The organism is Variovorax sp. KBS0712, from assembly GCF_006323185.2.
Taxonomy (GTDB): Bacteria; Pseudomonadota; Gammaproteobacteria; order Burkholderiales; family Burkholderiaceae_C; genus Variovorax; species Variovorax boronicumulans.
On record NZ_VCCD02000001.1, the window covers coordinates 64,520 to 79,631 of the forward strand.

Consider the following 15,112-nt stretch of genomic DNA (forward strand, 5'->3'; position numbering starts at 1 on the left):
GTTCCCTTGATCGATCGAACGGTCGGTCATTTCTTCTTTCTTACTTCTTTCGACCTCCATGTCCACGCCCGACCTCACCGACCTCGAACCGCTTTCCGTGCTCGCCGCCCGCGTGGGGGCGACGCTGCGCGAGCGGCGCCAGACGGTGGCGGTGGCCGAATCGTCGGCCGGCGGCCTGGTCTCGGCCGCCCTGCTCGCCCTGCCGGGCGCCTCGGCCTACTTCCTGGGCGGCGCGGTCATCTACTCGCGGCGCGCCGGCAAGGCCCTGCTCGGCCTCACGCCCGAGGACATGGGCGACATGCGCGGCGAGACCGAGCCCTATGCGCGCTTCATGTCGGGCCGCATCCGTGATGCCCACCGCTCGAAATGGGGCCTCTGCGAGAGCGGTGCGGCGGGACCATCAGGCAGTCCGTACGGCGATGCGCCCGGGCATGTCTGCATCGCCGTGACCGGCGCGGACGGCCTTGTGATCAGCCGCACGATCGAGACCGGCGCGACCGACCGGCCATGGAACATGGATGTGTTCGCGCGGCTGTTGCTGAAGTTGTTCGAAGAGACGCTGCTGGCGAACGGCGACGCATGACCGAAACAGTGATTTCGACCGCCTCCGAAGAAGAGGTTCGCTCCGGCGTCCTGGGCCGCCGGTTGCGCGAGTTCAACTACGGCTTCGTCGGCGAGTACCCCGATACGCAACCCGTGTGGCTGAACGCGAAGGATGCGCAGGGCCGCCTGATGGGCGGGCTGCGTGGCTTCGTTTTCCTCGAATGGCTGCGCATCGACGTGCTGTTCGTCGAGGAGGAAGCCCGGCGCACCGGCCTGGGCCGTCGCCTGCTCGCGGAGGCGGAAGCGCGCGGCAAGGCGCTGGGTGCCGGGAATGCCGCGCTCGAAACCTTCGAGTGGCAGGCGCGAGGCTTCTACCTGAAGCAAGGCTACGAAGAGTTCGCCCGCATCGACAACTACGCGCGCGGCAACTACCTCGCCTACATGAAGAAGAAGCTCTGAGCCCGGGGCATTGCGGCCCCCGACCCCGAACCTCTCAAGCTGTCGCGCTCAATCCGCCTGCACCCCCGCAGCCCGGATCACCTTCCCCCACTTCTCGATCTCCGCCGCCAGGTGGCTGCGCAGCGCCTCGGGCGTGACCTTGTCCATCGGCACGGCCTCGGTGCTCAGCTCGGCGAAGCGCTTCTTCACGTTGTCGTCCTGCAGCGCGGCGCGCAGGGCCACGTTGAGCTTCTCGATCACGGCCGGCGGCGTGCCCTTGGGCGCGTACACGCCGTGCCACACCTTCACGTCGAAGCCCTTGAGGCCCTGCTCGTCGAGCGTGGGAATGTCGGGCATGCTCGACAGGCGCTTGGGCGTGGTCACGCCGAACACCTTCACGCGCTGGCCGTCCTTGATGACGGGCGCGGTCTGCGTGGTCTGGTCGCACAGCAGGTCGACCTGCCCGCCCATGAGGTCGTTGAGCGCCGGGCCTGCGCCCTTGTAGGGCACGGTCGTCAGCTGCACGCCGATCTGGTGCGCGAAGAGCATGCCGCACAGCTGCGAGACGGCGCCGATGCCGGCGTTGGCGAGCGACACCTTCTCCTTGTTGGCCTTCACGTAGGCCAGCAGCTCCTTGAAGTTGTTGGCCGGGAAGTCCTTGCGCGACAGCAGGGTCATCGGCACGTCCATGACCTGGCCGACGTACTCGAAGTCTTTCAGCGGGTCGTAGTTGAGCTTCTTGTACAGCGCGGGCGCGGTGGCCATGCCCATGTGGTGGATGAGGATGGTGTAGCCGTTGGGCGCGGCCTTGGCCACGCGGGTCGGCGCGATGGTGCCGCCCGCGCCCACGGTGTTCTCGACCACCACGGTCTGCCCCAGCGACTTGCCCATGGGCACGGCGAGCATGCGCGCCACCACGTCGGTGGGGCCGCCGGCCGAGTACGGCACGACCATCACGATGGGCTTGTCGGGCCACGCGGCCTGCGCGGCGGCGGGCGATGCGGCGGCGAGCAAGCAGGCGCCCGCCGATGCGGCGATGAGGGCTTTCAGTTTCCAGGTCTTCGTTGCGTTCACTTCTTTGTCTCCTTGTGGTTTCTCTGTGGATCAGTGCGTCACGGATGAATCGCCCGGACCGTGGGGCCCGGCCAGCGCCAGCCAGCGCTCGGCCAGCCGCACCACGGGCCCGTCGACCATGCGGCCGTCAAGGCTCACGACGCCGCCGCCGGCCGCGCGCACGGCCTCGGTGACGCGGTGCGCCCAGGCCACCTCGTCGGCCGTGGGCCCGAGCGCGGCCTGTACGGGCGCGACCTGCTCGGGATGGATGCACAGCTTGGCGCCGAAGCCGCCGCGCCGGGCGCGCGCGGTGTCGGCGGCGAGCCGCTGCGCGTCGCGCCAGTCCGGCGACACACCGTCGATGGGCGTGGCCAGCCCGGCGCGGCGCGAGGCCAGCACGAGCGCGAGGCGCACGGGCACCAGCTCGGCCTCGTCGGCATCGCAGGCCATGCCGAGGTCGGCCTGGAAATCGAGATGGCCGAAGGCCAGCCGCAGCACCTGCGGCGCACCCGCGATGGCATCGAGCGCCGCGAGCCCCGCGGCCGATTCGATGAGCGGCACCAGCACGGCCTTCGGTCCGACCGTGGCGGCCAGCCGATGCAGTTCGTCGGCGTGCTCGGCCTTGGGCAGCACGATGCCGGCGATCCGCCCCTCGGCGATCCAGCCGGCCGCGCGCGCGCAGTCGTCGTCATGCCACGGCGTGCCGCTGGCGTTCACGCGTACGAGCAGTCGCCCTCGCCCTTCGGCGGGCAACGCCGCCAGCGAGGCGCCGAGCGCATCGCACGACTCGGCCTTGCGCGCGGGCGCCACGGCGTCTTCGAGGTCGATGATCACGCCGCCCGCGCCCGTGGCCAATGCCCGCGCATGGCGCTCCGGCCGGTCGGCCGGCACGAAGAGAAAGGCGCGCGCCAGGGCGAGCGCGGTGTTCGCGGGCCCGCTCATACCGCACCGGCCGCGCGCAGCGTCGCGATCGCGTCGTCGCCGCGGCCCAGGCTGCGCAGGATGGCGTCGGTGTGCTGGCCGACCGCGGGCACCGGGTCCATGCGGTAGTCGAACGCGCTCTGACGACCGGCCGGCAGCAGCGCCGGGATGTCGCCGGCCGGCGAGCCCACCTGGCGCCAGCGCTCGCGTGCCTGCAGCTGCGGATGCGCCCACAGCCCGGCCATGTCGTTCATGCGCGCATTGGCGATCTGCGCGGTGTCGAGCCGTTCGAGCACCTGCGCCGCACTCAGCGCGCCGAAGGTGTCGACGATGAGCGCACGCAGCGCCTCGCGGTGCTCGTTGCGCCGCGCGTTGCTGTCGAAGCGCGGGTCGCTCGCGAGCTCGGGGCGCAGCAGCACCTTGTCGCAGAAGGCGCGCCACTCGCGCTCGTTCTGCAGACCCAGCATCACGGTGCCGCCGTCGCCCGCGGGGAACGGGCCGTAGGGATAGATGGTCGCGTGCGAGGCGGCGCTGCGCGGCGGCGGCGGCGCGCCGTCGTAGGCGTAGTACATCGGATAGCCCATCCACTCGGCGAGCGATTCGAGCATCGACACGTCGATGTGCGAGCCCTTGCCCGTCTTGCCGCGCTGCATCAGCGCCGCCAGGATGCCGGTGTAGGCGTACATGCCCGCCGCGATGTCGGCGATGGAATTGCCCGACTTGCACGGGTCGTCGGGCGTGCCCGTCACCGAGAGGAAACCGGCCTCGCTCTGGATCAACAGGTCGTAGGCCTTCTTGTCGCGGTACGGTCCGTCTTCGCCGTAGCCCGAGATGTCGCAGACGATGAGCGCGGGGTGTTTTTCCTGCAGCACCTGCGCGCCCAGGCCCATGCGCGCGGCGGCGCCGGGCGCGAGGTTCTGCACCAGCACGTCGGCGCCGGCCACCAGTTCCTGCAGCACGGCGAGCGCGGCAGGCTGCTTCAGGTCGAGCGTGAGGCTTTCCTTCGAGCGGTTGACCCACACGAAGTGCGAGGCCTCGCCGTTCACGCGCTCGTCGTAGGCGCGCGCAAAGTCACCGCCGCCGCGGCGCTCGACCTTGATGACGCGCGCGCCGAGGTCGGCGAGCTGGCGGGTGCAGAACGGCGCCGCGATGGCGTGTTCGAGCGAAATGACGGTGATGCCGTCCAGGGGTCTGGTCATGGGCTTCTTCTTTCTTTCCTTGCGTCAGGCGAGCACGGCCGTGGCCTGCATCGTGAGCCAGCCGTCGGCGTCTTCGCCCCACAGGCTGAAGGTCTTGCCGTCGGTGCTGCCTTCGGCGGGCTTGCCGTGCACGCGGAACGGCGCGATGTCGAAGGTCGGGCGCACGGCGCGGAACTCGAAGCGCGCGAGCTGCGCATCGGCCGGCGCGTTGCGGCGCAGCAGGTCGACCAGCAGCGTCGCGATCAGCGGCCCGTGCACGATGAGGCCCGGGTAGCCCTCGACCTGCGTCACGTAGCGGCGGTCGTAGTGGATGCGGTGGCCGTTGAAGGTCAGCGCCGAGTAGCGGAACAGCAGCACGTCGTCGGGCACGAGGTCGCGGCTGAAGGTGGCGTCCTTCGGTGCGGGCGTGGGCGGCGGCGTGGCTTCGCCTGGTGCGGCGGCGGCGCGGTACACGATGTCGTGCTCTTCGGTGAGTGCGAGCCCGCGCGCGTTGCGCACTTCATGGCGCACCAGCACGAACACCAGCTCGCCCGTGCGGCCGGCCTTGTGCGTGACCGAGGCGATGGTCGACGTGCGCTCGACCGCATCGCCCACCTGCAGCGGATTGCCCGGCTCCCACGTCAACCGGCCGCCGGCCCACATGCGGCGCGGCAGCGGCACGGGCGGCAGGAAGCCGCCGCGCTTCGCGTGGCCGTCTTCGCCGATCTCCGACTGGCGGTGGTGCGGCAGGAAGTAGAGCCAGTGCCACAGCGCAGGCAGGCGCGTGCCCGCCTCGGGCAGCGGGTCGTCGCGGTCGAGCGTGGCGGACAAGCCGCGCACGGGCGCAGCCGTGAGGTCGTCGCGCAGTGTTTCGCTGCGGCCCTGCCAGGCCTGCAGGTGCGCGAGGGCTTCGGCGTCGATCAGGGGAGAAGTCATGGCGTGAGTGGCAAGAAGAGAAATGAATCGATGGATCAGTCGACCGCGGCGCCCGAGGCCTTGACGATGCGCGCCCACTTGGCGAGGTCGGCATGCAGCAGCGCCGAGAACTGCTCGGGCGAGGTGGGCGCGGCGATCTCCACGCCCTGCTGGTCGAGCTTCTCGCGCAGGTCCTTGGCCGCGAGCGCCTTGCGCGTGGCGTCCTGCAGGGTGGCGAGCACGTCGGCCGGCACGCCCGCGGGCGCGAACAGGCCGATCCACAGCGTGCCGTTGTAGCCCGGCACCTGCTCGGCGATGGCGGGCACGTCGGGCAGCACGGGCGAGCGCTTTTCGCCGCTCACGGCCAGCGCGCGCAGCTTGCCGGCCTTGATGTGCGCCAGCGCCGAAGGCAGGCTCGCGAACACGATCGGCAGTTGCCCGCCGAGCACGTCGTTGAGCGCGGGCGCCACGCCCTTGTACGGCACGTGCTGCATCGAGATGCCGCCCATGCTGTTGAGCATTTCGCCCAGCAGGTGGTTGAGCGTGCCGTTGCCGGCCGAGGCGTACTGGTAGCTGGCGCCCTTCGCGCGCGCCAGTTTCAGGAATTCGGCGAAGTTCTTCGCGGGGAACGACGGGTTCACCAGCAGCACGTTGGGCACGGCGCCGATCAGGCCGACGGGCTAGAAGTCTTTCTCGGGGTCGAAGCCCGGGTTCTTGTAGAGCGCGGGGTTGATGGCCTGGCTGCTGCTGATCGTCATGAGCAGCGTGTAGCCGTCCTTCGGGCCCTTGGCGACCAGCTGCGTGCCGATGTTGCCGCCCGCGCCGGGGCGGTTGTCGACCACCACGCTGGCGTTGTTCAGCACCTCGCCGAGCTTCTGGCCCACGAGGCGGCCGACGATGTCGTTGGTGCCGCCCGCGGCCTGCGGCACGACGAGCGTGATGGGGCGCGAGGGGTAGGTCTGGGCGGTGGCCGGGTTGGCGGCCAGCAAGGCGGTGGCGGCGAGGCCGAAGGCGATCAGCGCCTTGGCGCGAAGCCGCAAGGCGGGGGTGGTGTCGTGTGTCTCCATGGCCGCATGGTCATCTGCCCGCCCCGCCGGCGCAATCTGCGATTTCGGAACCCAGGCTTCTGAAATTCCGAAGGCTTGACTACCATCGCCCCATGCTCTTCGACCTCACCGACCTGCGCCTGTTCGTGGCCACGGCCGAACTCGGCAACCTCACGCGGGCGGCCGAGCGCCAGCACCTGTCGCTGGCCGCGGCCAGCGCGCGCATCAAGGCGCTCGAGACCCAGGCCGGCGTGCAGCTGCTGCAGCGCGAGGCCCGCGGCGTGCGCCTGCTGCCGCCGGGCGAAGCCTTCCTGCACCACGCCCGGCTGGTGCTGCACCAGGCCGACCAGCTGCGCGCCGACCTGCTCGAGTACGGCGGCGGCCTGCGCGGCCACCTGCGCGTGTTCGCCAACACCACGGCGGTGACCGACTTCCTACCCGAGATCCTGCCCGGCTTCCTGGCCGCCAACCCGCGCATCAACGTCGACCTTCAGGAAAAACCGAATGCTCAGATCCCGCGCGGCGTGCGCGACGGGCGCGCCGACATCGGCATCGTCGCGGGCCAGATGGACACGCTGGGCCTGGACACCATCCACTTCAGCACCGACCGGCTGGTGCTCGTCACGGCGCGCCAGCACCGCTTTGCGCGGCGCCGCCGCATCTCCTTCGCCGAGACGCTCGACGAAGACGCCATCGGCATGCAGCAGGGCAGCACGCTGCAGGCCTTCCTGGGGCAGATCACCGACCACCTGGGCAAGCGCCAGAAGCTGCGCATCCAGCTCGGCAGCTTCGACGCCATGTGCCGGATGATCGGCAGCGGCGTGGGCATCGGCGTGGTGCCGGAGTCGGCCGCGCGGCGCAACCAGGAGAGCATGGGGCTCGCGCTGGTCGAGCTCAGCGACCCGTGGTGCGTGCGCGAGCGCTACCTGCTCGTGCGCGACCGCGCCGCCCTGCCCGTGTACGCCCAGGCGCTGGTCGAGACCTTGTGCAAGCACTACGCCGAGGCGCAGGCCGAAACCGGCTGACGGCTCGTTTTCCGGCCAAAAACAGGCACTTGCAGGCGGCTTGTGAGAAACCCGATGTCTTCCCCATTTTCTGTGCACAACTTTGGGGGTAAGTCAGGGGCAGCGTTGTAAAGCGAACGCAAGTTGTTGTTTTATAAAGGGAATAGTTAGTCTGCTTAAAAATTTTGCAGTGCACAAGTCAGGCCGCCGAGGGGCCTGAAAATCGCTTGAAAACAGGAAAGTCAAGCGGAAAAACAGGGGGTGGCCTGTGCTAGGCCGCCCTTTGAAACCAACGACTTGCGGCGGGTTGTGAAGAAGTCCACTGCAATCCCCACTTTCTGTGGGCAACTTTGGGGGTAACTCGGGTGGAGCTTTGTAAAACGGATGCAAGTTGTTGTTTTACAAAGGGATTCCACACTTTGCTCAATTTTTGAGCGGTGAACAAGAGCGTCAGCCAGTCGGGTGACCGTCGCCCAAATGAATCCAAAGGTTCTCAGCACGCCGAATCGGGTCGATGCGAGGCGCGAAAGAGGGTCGCTACAGTCGCCCTGACATGCTCGAAGCCCTCAGCTCCCCCTGGTCCTGCCTCGGCGCCGTTGCCGGGCTGCTGATCGCCCTGGGGGTTCATTGGCTGGCACCGACGGACATCGACACGGTGCACGCCGGCGCGTGGCTGGTGGGCATCGGCTGGCTCGCGGGCCTGGCCTGGGACCTCGTGGACTCAGACCGGTCGAAGTAATCCGCAGGCGAAACCCGCAAACAGCGCGCACAAAAAAGGGAGGGGAGGCAGCGGCCCTTGCGAGCCCCTGTCTCCCCTCCCCGTACCGGTTCACCCGGTGATCAGGCTCAGCGCTCGATCGTCAGCGCCACGCCCATGCCGCCGCCGATGCACAGCGAAGCGATGCCCTTCTTGGCGTTCTGGCGCTGCATTTCGTGCAGCAACGTCACCAGGATGCGGCAGCCCGACGCGCCGATGGGGTGGCCGATGGCGATGGCGCCGCCGTTCACGTTCACCTTGTTCACGTCCCAGCCCATTTCGCGGTTCACGGCGCAGGCCTGTGCGGCGAAGGCTTCGTTGATCTCGAGCAGGTCGAGGTCGGCGGCCTTCCAGCCGGCGCGTTGCAGCGCCTTCTGCGACGCCGGCACGGGGCCCATGCCCATGATGGTCGGGTCCAGGCCGGCGGTGGCGTAGCTGGCGATGCGGCCCAGCGGCTTTAGGCCCAGGGCGGCGGCCTTCTTGGCCGTCATGACCATCACGGCGGCGGCGCCGTCGTTCAGGCCCGAAGCATTGCCCGCGGTCACGCCGCCAGCCTTGTCGAAGGCGGGACGCAGGCCGGCCAGCACTTCGGCGTTGGTCTTGCGGTTGATGAACTCGTCCTGGTTGAAGACGATGGGGTCGCCCTTCTTCTGCGGAATGCTCACGCCGACGATCTCGTCCTTGAACTTGCCCGCATCCTGCGCAGCAGCGGCCTTGGTCTGGCTGGCCAGCGCCAGTTCGTCCTGCGAGGCGCGGTCGATGTTGTACTTCTTGGCCACGTTCTCGGCCGTGATGCCCATGTGGTACTGGTTGTACACGTCCCACAGGCCGTCGACGATCATGGTGTCGACCAGCTTCCAGTCGCCCATGCGCTGGCCGTTGCGCGAGTTGGGCAGCACGTGCGGCGCCATGCTCATGTTTTCCTGGCCGCCGGCGATCACGATTTCGGAGTCGCCCGTGGCCACGGCCTGCGCCGCCAGCATCACGGCCTTCAGGCCCGAGCCGCACACGGCGTTGATGGTGAGCGCCGGCGTTTCCTTGGTGCCGCCGCCCTTGAGCCAGGCCTGGCGCGCGGGATTCTGGCCGGCACCGGCCGCGAGCACCTGGCCCATGATGGCCTCGCCCACCTGGTCGGCCGTGAGGTTGGCGCGCGCGATCACTTCCTTGATCACGAGGGCGCCCAGCTCGGTGGCGGGAATGCCGGCGAGCGAGCCGCCGAATTTGCCGACCGCCGTACGCGCAGCCGAAACGATGACGATGTCTTCCATGAGGTTCTCTCCGTTGAGGTGATTTGAAATCGGTTGCGATCTTGCGGGAGCTGGCGCCCGTTCAGGCCTTGGCCTTCACGTAGCGTCCCGGCGCCGGTTCGATGGCCTTGTAGGCCTTGCCGTTGCCGTAGCCCTTGGGCGCGGGGATCTGCTTGCCCGCGTGGCCCTTGAGCCATTGTGCCCAGTCGGTCCACCAGCTGCCCGGCTGCTCCTGCGCGCCGGCCAGCCATTCGGGCTGGGTCTTGGGAAACTTGCCGTCCTCGCGCAGCCAGTGGCTGCGCTTGTTCTTGGCGGGCGGGTTGATCACGCCGGCGATGTGGCCCGAGGCGCCCATCACGAAGCGCTTCTTGCCCGTGAGCAGTTGCGTGGAGGTGTAGGCGCCGCCGATGGGCACGATGTGGTCTTCGCGCGAGCCGTAGATGTAGGCCGGGATGTCGATCTTGCCCAGGTCGACCTTCTCGCCGCACACGGTGAGCGCATTCGGCTTGGCCAGCTTGTTCTCGTGGTACGTGTTGCGCAGGTACCAGGCGTAGAACGGGCCCGGCAGGTTGGTCGCGTCGCTGTTCCAGTACAGCAGGTCGAAGGCCGGCGGCGTCTCGCCCTTGAGGTAGTTGCCGACCACGTAGTTCCACACCAGGTCGTTCGGGCGCAGGAAGCTGAAGGTCGAGGCCAGGTCGCCGCCCGGCAGCAGGCCGCCCTTGCCCAATTGCATCTCGCGATACTGCACCATGGGCTCGTCCACGAAGATGTCCAGGATGCCGGTGTCGCTGAAGTCGAGGAAGGTGGTCAGCAGCGTGACCGATGCGGCCGGCTTCTCGCCGCGCGCCGCGAGCACGGCCAGCGCGGTGCTCAGGATGGTGCCGCCCACGCAGAAGCCCAGCGTGTTGATCTGCTTGCTTCCGCTGATCTCCTGCACCGTGTGGATCGCCTTGATGGCGGCGTTCTCGATGTAGTCGTCCCAGGTGGCCTGGGCCAGCGACTCGTCGGGGTTGCGCCAGCTCACCACGAACACGCGGTGGCCCTGCTCGTTCGCATAGCGAATGAGCGAGTTGTCGGGCTGCAGGTCGAGGATGTAGAACTTGTTGATGCACGGCGGCACCAGCAGGAACGGCCGCTCGTACACCTTGGCGGTGAGCGGCTTGTATTCGAGCAGCTGGAAATAGTCGTTCTCGAACACCACGGCGCCTTCGGTGGTGGCCACGTTGCGCCCCACTTCGAAGGCGCTCTCGTCGGTCATGCTGACGTGGCCCTGCTTCATGTCGTGCAGCAGGTTCTGGATGCCCTTGGCGATGCTCTCGCCCTGCGTGTCGATGGCTTTCTTCTGCGCCTCGGCGTTGAAGGCGAGCGAGTTGCTGGGCGAGGCCGCGGCCATCCACTGCTCGACCGCGAAGCGCAGGCGCGCCTTGGTCTTGTCGTCGGCGTCGATGGCCTCGGCCATGCGCATCATGGTGCGGCCGTTGAGCAGGTACACCGCGGCCGAGAAGGCCGCCAGCGGGTTGCTGCCCCAGGCCTCGGCGGCAAAGCGCTTGTCGCCCTCGGGCCGGGCACCGAAGCCGCGGCGCCACAGGTCGGTGGCGTCGCTCAGGTACTGCTGCTGGATGGACTGCAGCTGCTCGGGATCGATGGAGAACTTGGGCAGCTCGGGCATGGCGGCTGCGCCCGGAAATTGCGCCATTTGTGGCAATTGCCATAGCGGCGTGCCGCCGACGTCGAAAGCGGCGGAACCTCCTGGACCTGCAGCTTTCTGGAAAGCCTCCATGGCCTGGGTCCAGCCCTGCGTGAGGGCTTTTTGAAAGGGCGCGAACGCATCGGCCCCCGTGTCTTGTTGCTTCATCATGTCTCCTGGCCGTGGCCTGGGTCGATACGAACGGATGGCTTGCGTGTTTTGAGTATGCTGCATTCGCAAGGCACTCACAACGCCGCGCTTTCACTAATCCCTTGAAACAAAACGTCTGCGCCTGTGTTCATCCATTTGATCGTGATCGGCTGGCTCTATGTGGCCGTGATGATGGCGGTGGCCGAAGCCACCAACACCACGGGCACGGTGCTGGGCGCCATCTTCACATTTCTTCTTTACGGCCTCGCGCCGGTGGCGCTGGTGATCTACCTGATGGCCACGCCGGCGCGCCGGCGGGCGATCAAGGAACACGAGGCGCAGGCCCAGGAAGCCGCCCGTCGCGCGGCCGCGGAGGCTGCGGCTTCAGACCTTCCAGACCAGCGCGGCGAAGCGCCCGCTGACGCCGTCGCGCCGGTGCGAAAAGAACCGTGACGGCTGTGCGACGGTGCACCACGCATCGCCGCTGTCGTTGCCGTGAAGCGACGCGACACCCACCGCATGCAGCCGCTGCCGCGCGAGCGCAGGCAAATCGGCCAGCCACTTGCCTTCGCCTGCTGCGGGCGTGAAGCACGACGCCGCCTCGGGCGACTGCGCCTCGAAGACGGCCTTGACCTCCGCCCCCACCTCGAAGGCCTTCGGGCCGATGCAGGGGCCGAGCCAGGCCATGAGGCGCGGCGCCCCTTCATCCTGCGCGAAGGCGCGCACGGTCTGCTCGAGCACGCCGCCGGCCAGCCCGCGCCAGCCCGCATGCGCGGCGGCCACGCGGTGGCCGCGTTCGTCGGTGAAGAGCACGGGCAGGCAGTCGGCCACCATGACCGTGCAGGCGCGCGCGGAAGTCGTCGCCGCGCAGGCATCGGCGACGGTGCCGTCGTGCACCGCATCGTCGAGCGACACGAGCCCCGTGCCATGCACCTGCTGCAGGAACACCGGCCGCGTGCCGATCGCTTGCTGCAGCCGGCGGCGGTTCTCGGCGACGTGCGCGGCGTCGTCGGCCACGTGGTCGCCGAGGTTCAGGCTGTCATAGCGCCCAGTCGACACGCCGCCGTCGCGCGTGGTGCACAGCGCGCGCACGTTCGGCGGCGCGGGCCATTCGGGCACCAGCCATTGCGGATTCATCGCGACGCGCCGGCTCAGGGTTCCGCGTCGGGCGACTGCGAGGGCTGCGCGCGCTGGAAGGCGTCGAGCTTCATGCAGGCGTCGAAGGCGGCCATGGTGCGCGGCAGGCCGCTGAAGTCGCAGTCGAAGCGGCGGCCATTGAAGATCTGCGGCACGAGGCAGCAGTCGGCGATGGTGGGCGTGTCGCCCCAGCAGTAGGTGCCGCCCGGGTGCTGCGCGAGCTGGCGCTCGAACGACAGCAGGCCGTCGCGCACCCAGTGGCGGTACCAGGTGTTCTTGGCTTCGTCGTCGACCTTCAGTTCCTTCACGAGGTACTTGAGCACGCGCAGGTTGTTCAGCGGGTGGATCTCGCAGGCGATCGACTGCGCCAGCGCGCGCACATGGGCGCGGCCCACCGGGTCGCTGGGCAGCAGCGCCGGCTCGGGGTGCGTTTCGTCCAGGTACTCGATGATGGCCATCGATTGCGAGAAGCGCTCGCCCTCGTCCTCGAGCAGCGGCACGAGCATGTCGGCCGAGATCGCCGAGTACGGGCCGGTGCGGTGTTCGCCGCGCGCGATGTGCACGGGCACGTAGTCGTAGTCCAGGCCCTTGAGGTTCAGGGCGATGCGGACACGGAACGAGGCGGAGGAGCGGAAATAGTTATGCAGCTTCATGATTTCTCGAGGATAGCGCCCTCTCAGGAGCGTGATGTGGCCGGGAGCGCGCAGCGGAAGTCGCGCAGCTGGGCTTCGGGGTGTTTTTGCTGCCACGCATCGAGCAGGCCGCGCGCCGCGGCTTCTTCGCGTGCGGCGATGCCCAGGTGCCACGGCCCTTCGGCCGCGGGCGGTTCGCCGGGCGCGTGGTTGTGCTGGTCGTCGGGGCGGCCTTCGGAGCAGGCCTTGCACAGCACCTGCATGCTGCTGGTCCAGTTCTCGGCGCTGAGGCCCGCTTCCTCGAAGCGCCGCACCAGCGCATCGATCGCCTCGGCCTGCACCTCTTCGACGAAGACTTCGTAGGTCGCATGGTCCGACGGCGCGATCAGCGCGAGCGCGTCGAACACCGGCACCTCGCGTTCGCCGCGGCGGCGGTAGCCGTTGGCGGCGCCGTCGTGCAGCACCAGGTCGCCGTAGCGGTGGCCGCTGGCGGGCGTGGGCACGTTGCGCAGGATGGCGCGCGCCGGGTCGATGCGGTCGGCCCACACCACCTCGGTGCCTTCGTCACCATGCACGCGGATCGGCGTGAGACCGACGAAATAGTCGACCGGCCCTTCGCCGTCCGGGATGCCGATGCCGTACTGGCGCCACGCGCGCCGCGCCGTGGGCCAGTCGCCCAGCGCGGTGGCCGCGATGCCCAGGTTCCACAGCGCGCCTTCGTTGCCCGGCTCGCACTGCACGGCGCGGGCGTTGGCCTGCAACGACGCGGCCCAGTCGCCGCGGTACTTGTGGATGAGCCCGGCGTTGTACCAGGGCGCCGACCAGTACGGATGGATGGCGCTGGCCTGCGCATAGGCGGCCAGGGCGCCGTCCTGGTCGCCGGCCTCGTCGCGTTCGCGGCCGAGTTCGTTGAAGGCGGTGGCCTTGCCGGCTTTGCCGAGTCGGATGGGCATGGTGGAGCGAGGGAGAGAAGAGGTCGTAAAAGGGGTCGGGGAAACGCGCAGAAGCGCCTATTGTGGGCCGCCGCAAAATCCCGAGTCCGGCGTGCCGGCAAGCCCGTGCCGCCTCTGGCACACTGCCGGTCTCCCCTCCCGCTTCGCTGAAAAAGGACACCTTCCCATGGCTTCCGAGTTTGTTTTCGCCCCGCCGGCCACCGTTTCGGTGCCGGTGGCCGGTCAGCCCGCACGCTTCCCGGTGCACCGCATCTACTGCGTGGGCCGCAACTACGAAGATCACGCCAAGGAAATGGGTTTCACTGGCCGCGAGCCGCCCTTCTTCTTCATGAAGCCGGCCGATGCGCTGGTGACGGTCGATGCGGGCCAGACCGGCACCATGGCCTACCCCACGCTCACGAAGAACCTGCACCACGAGATCGAGCTCGTGGTGGCCATCGGCACCGGTGGCAAGAACATCAAAGCCGCCGACGCCCACAAGCACATCTACGGCTACGCCGTGGGCCTGGACATGACGCGCCGCGACCTGCAGAACGACATGAAGAAGCAGGGCCGCCCCTGGGACATCGGCAAGAGCTTCGAGCAGAGCGCGCCCATCGGCCCGATCGTGCCCGTGGCGCAGGCCGGCAACGCCGAGCAGGCGGAAATCTCGCTGCAGGTGAACGGCGAAGACCGCCAGCGCAGCACCGTGAGCAAGCTGATCTGGAACGTGGCCGAGACCATCGAGCACCTGTCGGCGGCCTGGGAGCTGCAGCCCGGCGACCTGATCTTCACGGGCACGCCCGAAGGCGTCGCGGCCGTGGTGGCCGGCGACACACTGGTGGGCCAGGTCGCGGGCCTGCCCGCGCTGACCGTCAAGATCGTCTGACGCCCGCGCGGTCCCGCTTCATGCTCCTTCGCGTACCCATCAAGCATTGCAAGAACTGCGGCACGGCGGTGGTCTACCGCGTGCCGGACGACGGCGACACCAAGCAGCGCGCGGTGTGCCCGGCCTGCCACACGATCCATTACGAGAACCCGCTGAACGTGGTGGGCACCATCCCCGTGCTGGGCGACAAAGTGCTGCTGTGCAAGCGCAACATCGAGCCGCGCTGGGGCAAGTGGACGCTGCCCGCGGGCTTCATGGAGCTCGAGGAAACCACCGCCGAAGGCGCGGCCCGCGAGACCGACGAGGAGGCCGGCGCGAACTTCGAGATCGAGGGCCTGTTCGCCGTGATCAGCGTGGTGCGCGTGGGCCAGGTCCACATGTTCTATCGCGCCCGCCTGCTCGACGACCGCTTCGACCCGGGCCACGAGACGATCGAAGCGCGCCTGTTCACCGAGGACGAGATTCCCTGGGACGAGATCGCCTTTCGCACCGTGCGCCAGGCGCTCGAACACTACTTCGAAGACCGCAAGCGCGGCAGCTTCGACCGCGTCCACGAACTCAGCATCGTTTGAAAAATTTCCCC

At 68.6% G+C, this 15,112-nt stretch carries 16 protein-coding genes and 1 pseudogene; 7 read left to right on the forward strand and 10 right to left on the reverse strand.

Annotated elements, in window-relative coordinates; all coding sequences use genetic code 11:
* The first annotated feature begins 58 nt into the window (after positions 1-58).
* Both FFI97_RS00340 and FFI97_RS00345 read left to right on the forward strand, forming a co-directional pair.
* Positions 59-583, forward strand: a complete 525-nt coding sequence (locus FFI97_RS00340; protein WP_139703089.1) for a CinA family protein — start codon at positions 59-61, stop codon at positions 581-583.
* Complete coding sequence (locus tag FFI97_RS00345; protein WP_139703090.1) at positions 580-1,002, forward strand: GNAT family N-acetyltransferase; 423 nt, start codon at positions 580-582, stop codon at positions 1,000-1,002. Before FFI97_RS00340 ends, FFI97_RS00345 begins: the two co-directional genes overlap by 4 nt.
* Positions 1,003-1,050: 48 nt before the next feature.
* Here FFI97_RS00345 and FFI97_RS00350 read toward each other — a convergent pair whose 3' ends face one another.
* From FFI97_RS00350 to FFI97_RS00370, 5 genes and pseudogenes are all read right to left on the reverse strand, one after another.
* Positions 1,051-2,055 (reverse strand): tripartite tricarboxylate transporter substrate binding protein BugD, encoded by a 1,005-nt coding sequence (locus FFI97_RS00350; protein WP_139703091.1) that lies wholly within the window; start codon positions 2,053-2,055, stop codon positions 1,051-1,053.
* A gap of 30 nt (positions 2,056-2,085) precedes the next feature.
* Positions 2,086-2,976, reverse strand: a complete 891-nt coding sequence (locus tag FFI97_RS00355; protein WP_139703092.1) for an HpcH/HpaI aldolase/citrate lyase family protein — start codon at positions 2,974-2,976, stop codon at positions 2,086-2,088.
* On the reverse strand, positions 2,973-4,154 hold the full coding sequence (locus tag FFI97_RS00360; protein ID WP_139703093.1) for a CaiB/BaiF CoA transferase family protein: 1,182 nt from the start codon (positions 4,152-4,154) through the stop codon (positions 2,973-2,975). Before FFI97_RS00360 ends, FFI97_RS00355 begins: the two co-directional genes overlap by 4 nt.
* Positions 4,155-4,178: 24 nt before the next feature.
* Positions 4,179-5,069, reverse strand: a complete 891-nt coding sequence (locus FFI97_RS00365; protein WP_139703094.1) for a MaoC family dehydratase N-terminal domain-containing protein — start codon at positions 5,067-5,069, stop codon at positions 4,179-4,181.
* 35 nt (positions 5,070-5,104) lie between these two features.
* Positions 5,105-6,115: pseudogene (locus FFI97_RS00370) on the reverse strand (tripartite tricarboxylate transporter substrate binding protein).
* Between the two features lie 92 nt (positions 6,116-6,207).
* Here FFI97_RS00370 and FFI97_RS00375 point away from each other — a divergent pair.
* Both FFI97_RS00375 and FFI97_RS00380 read left to right on the forward strand, forming a co-directional pair.
* The gene (locus FFI97_RS00375) at positions 6,208-7,119 is read left to right on the forward strand and encodes a LysR substrate-binding domain-containing protein (RefSeq protein WP_139703095.1); all 912 of its coding nucleotides are present in this window, start codon (positions 6,208-6,210) and stop codon (positions 7,117-7,119) included.
* A 532-nt stretch (positions 7,120-7,651) separates the two neighbouring features.
* Complete coding sequence (locus FFI97_RS00380; protein ID WP_139703096.1) at positions 7,652-7,837, forward strand: hypothetical protein; 186 nt, start codon at positions 7,652-7,654, stop codon at positions 7,835-7,837.
* Positions 7,838-7,944: 107 nt separating this feature from the next.
* Here FFI97_RS00380 and FFI97_RS00385 read toward each other — a convergent pair whose 3' ends face one another.
* Complete coding sequence (locus FFI97_RS00385; RefSeq protein WP_062480264.1) at positions 7,945-9,123, reverse strand: acetyl-CoA C-acetyltransferase; 1,179 nt, start codon at positions 9,121-9,123, stop codon at positions 7,945-7,947.
* 61 nt (positions 9,124-9,184) lie between these two features.
* A complete protein-coding gene (gene phaC, locus FFI97_RS00390; RefSeq protein WP_139703097.1) occupies positions 9,185-10,957 on the reverse strand; it encodes a class I poly(R)-hydroxyalkanoic acid synthase in 1,773 nt (590 codons plus the stop codon).
* Between the two features lie 126 nt (positions 10,958-11,083).
* On the opposite strand from phaC, the gene FFI97_RS00395 reads away from it, so the two are divergent.
* Positions 11,084-11,392, forward strand: a complete 309-nt coding sequence (locus FFI97_RS00395; protein ID WP_139703098.1) for a hypothetical protein — start codon at positions 11,084-11,086, stop codon at positions 11,390-11,392.
* Here FFI97_RS00395 and pgeF read toward each other — a convergent pair.
* Genes pgeF through FFI97_RS00410 form a run of 3 tightly spaced genes read right to left on the reverse strand, consistent with a single transcriptional unit; the run spans position 11,324 to position 13,661 of the window.
* A complete protein-coding gene (pgeF, locus tag FFI97_RS00400; RefSeq protein ID WP_139703099.1) occupies positions 11,324-12,076 on the reverse strand; it encodes a peptidoglycan editing factor PgeF in 753 nt (250 codons plus the stop codon). The genes FFI97_RS00395 and pgeF overlap by 69 nt on opposite strands.
* 14 nt (positions 12,077-12,090) lie before the next feature.
* Positions 12,091-12,729: a maleylacetoacetate isomerase gene (gene maiA, locus FFI97_RS00405; protein WP_062480269.1), complete on the reverse strand. Its 639-nt coding sequence runs from the start codon at positions 12,727-12,729 to the stop codon at positions 12,091-12,093.
* Between the two features lie 23 nt (positions 12,730-12,752).
* Complete coding sequence (locus FFI97_RS00410) at positions 12,753-13,661, reverse strand: tetratricopeptide repeat protein (RefSeq protein WP_139703100.1); 909 nt, start codon at positions 13,659-13,661, stop codon at positions 12,753-12,755.
* A gap of 166 nt (positions 13,662-13,827) precedes the next feature.
* Between FFI97_RS00410 and FFI97_RS00415 the strand changes: the two genes are divergently transcribed.
* On the forward strand, positions 13,828-14,529 hold the full coding sequence (locus FFI97_RS00415; RefSeq protein WP_070061132.1) for a fumarylacetoacetate hydrolase family protein: 702 nt from the start codon (positions 13,828-13,830) through the stop codon (positions 14,527-14,529).
* Between the two features lie 20 nt (positions 14,530-14,549).
* The gene (locus FFI97_RS00420) at positions 14,550-15,101 is read left to right on the forward strand and encodes an NUDIX hydrolase (RefSeq protein ID WP_062480276.1); all 552 of its coding nucleotides are present in this window, start codon (positions 14,550-14,552) and stop codon (positions 15,099-15,101) included.
* Positions 15,102-15,112 lie beyond the last annotated feature (11 nt).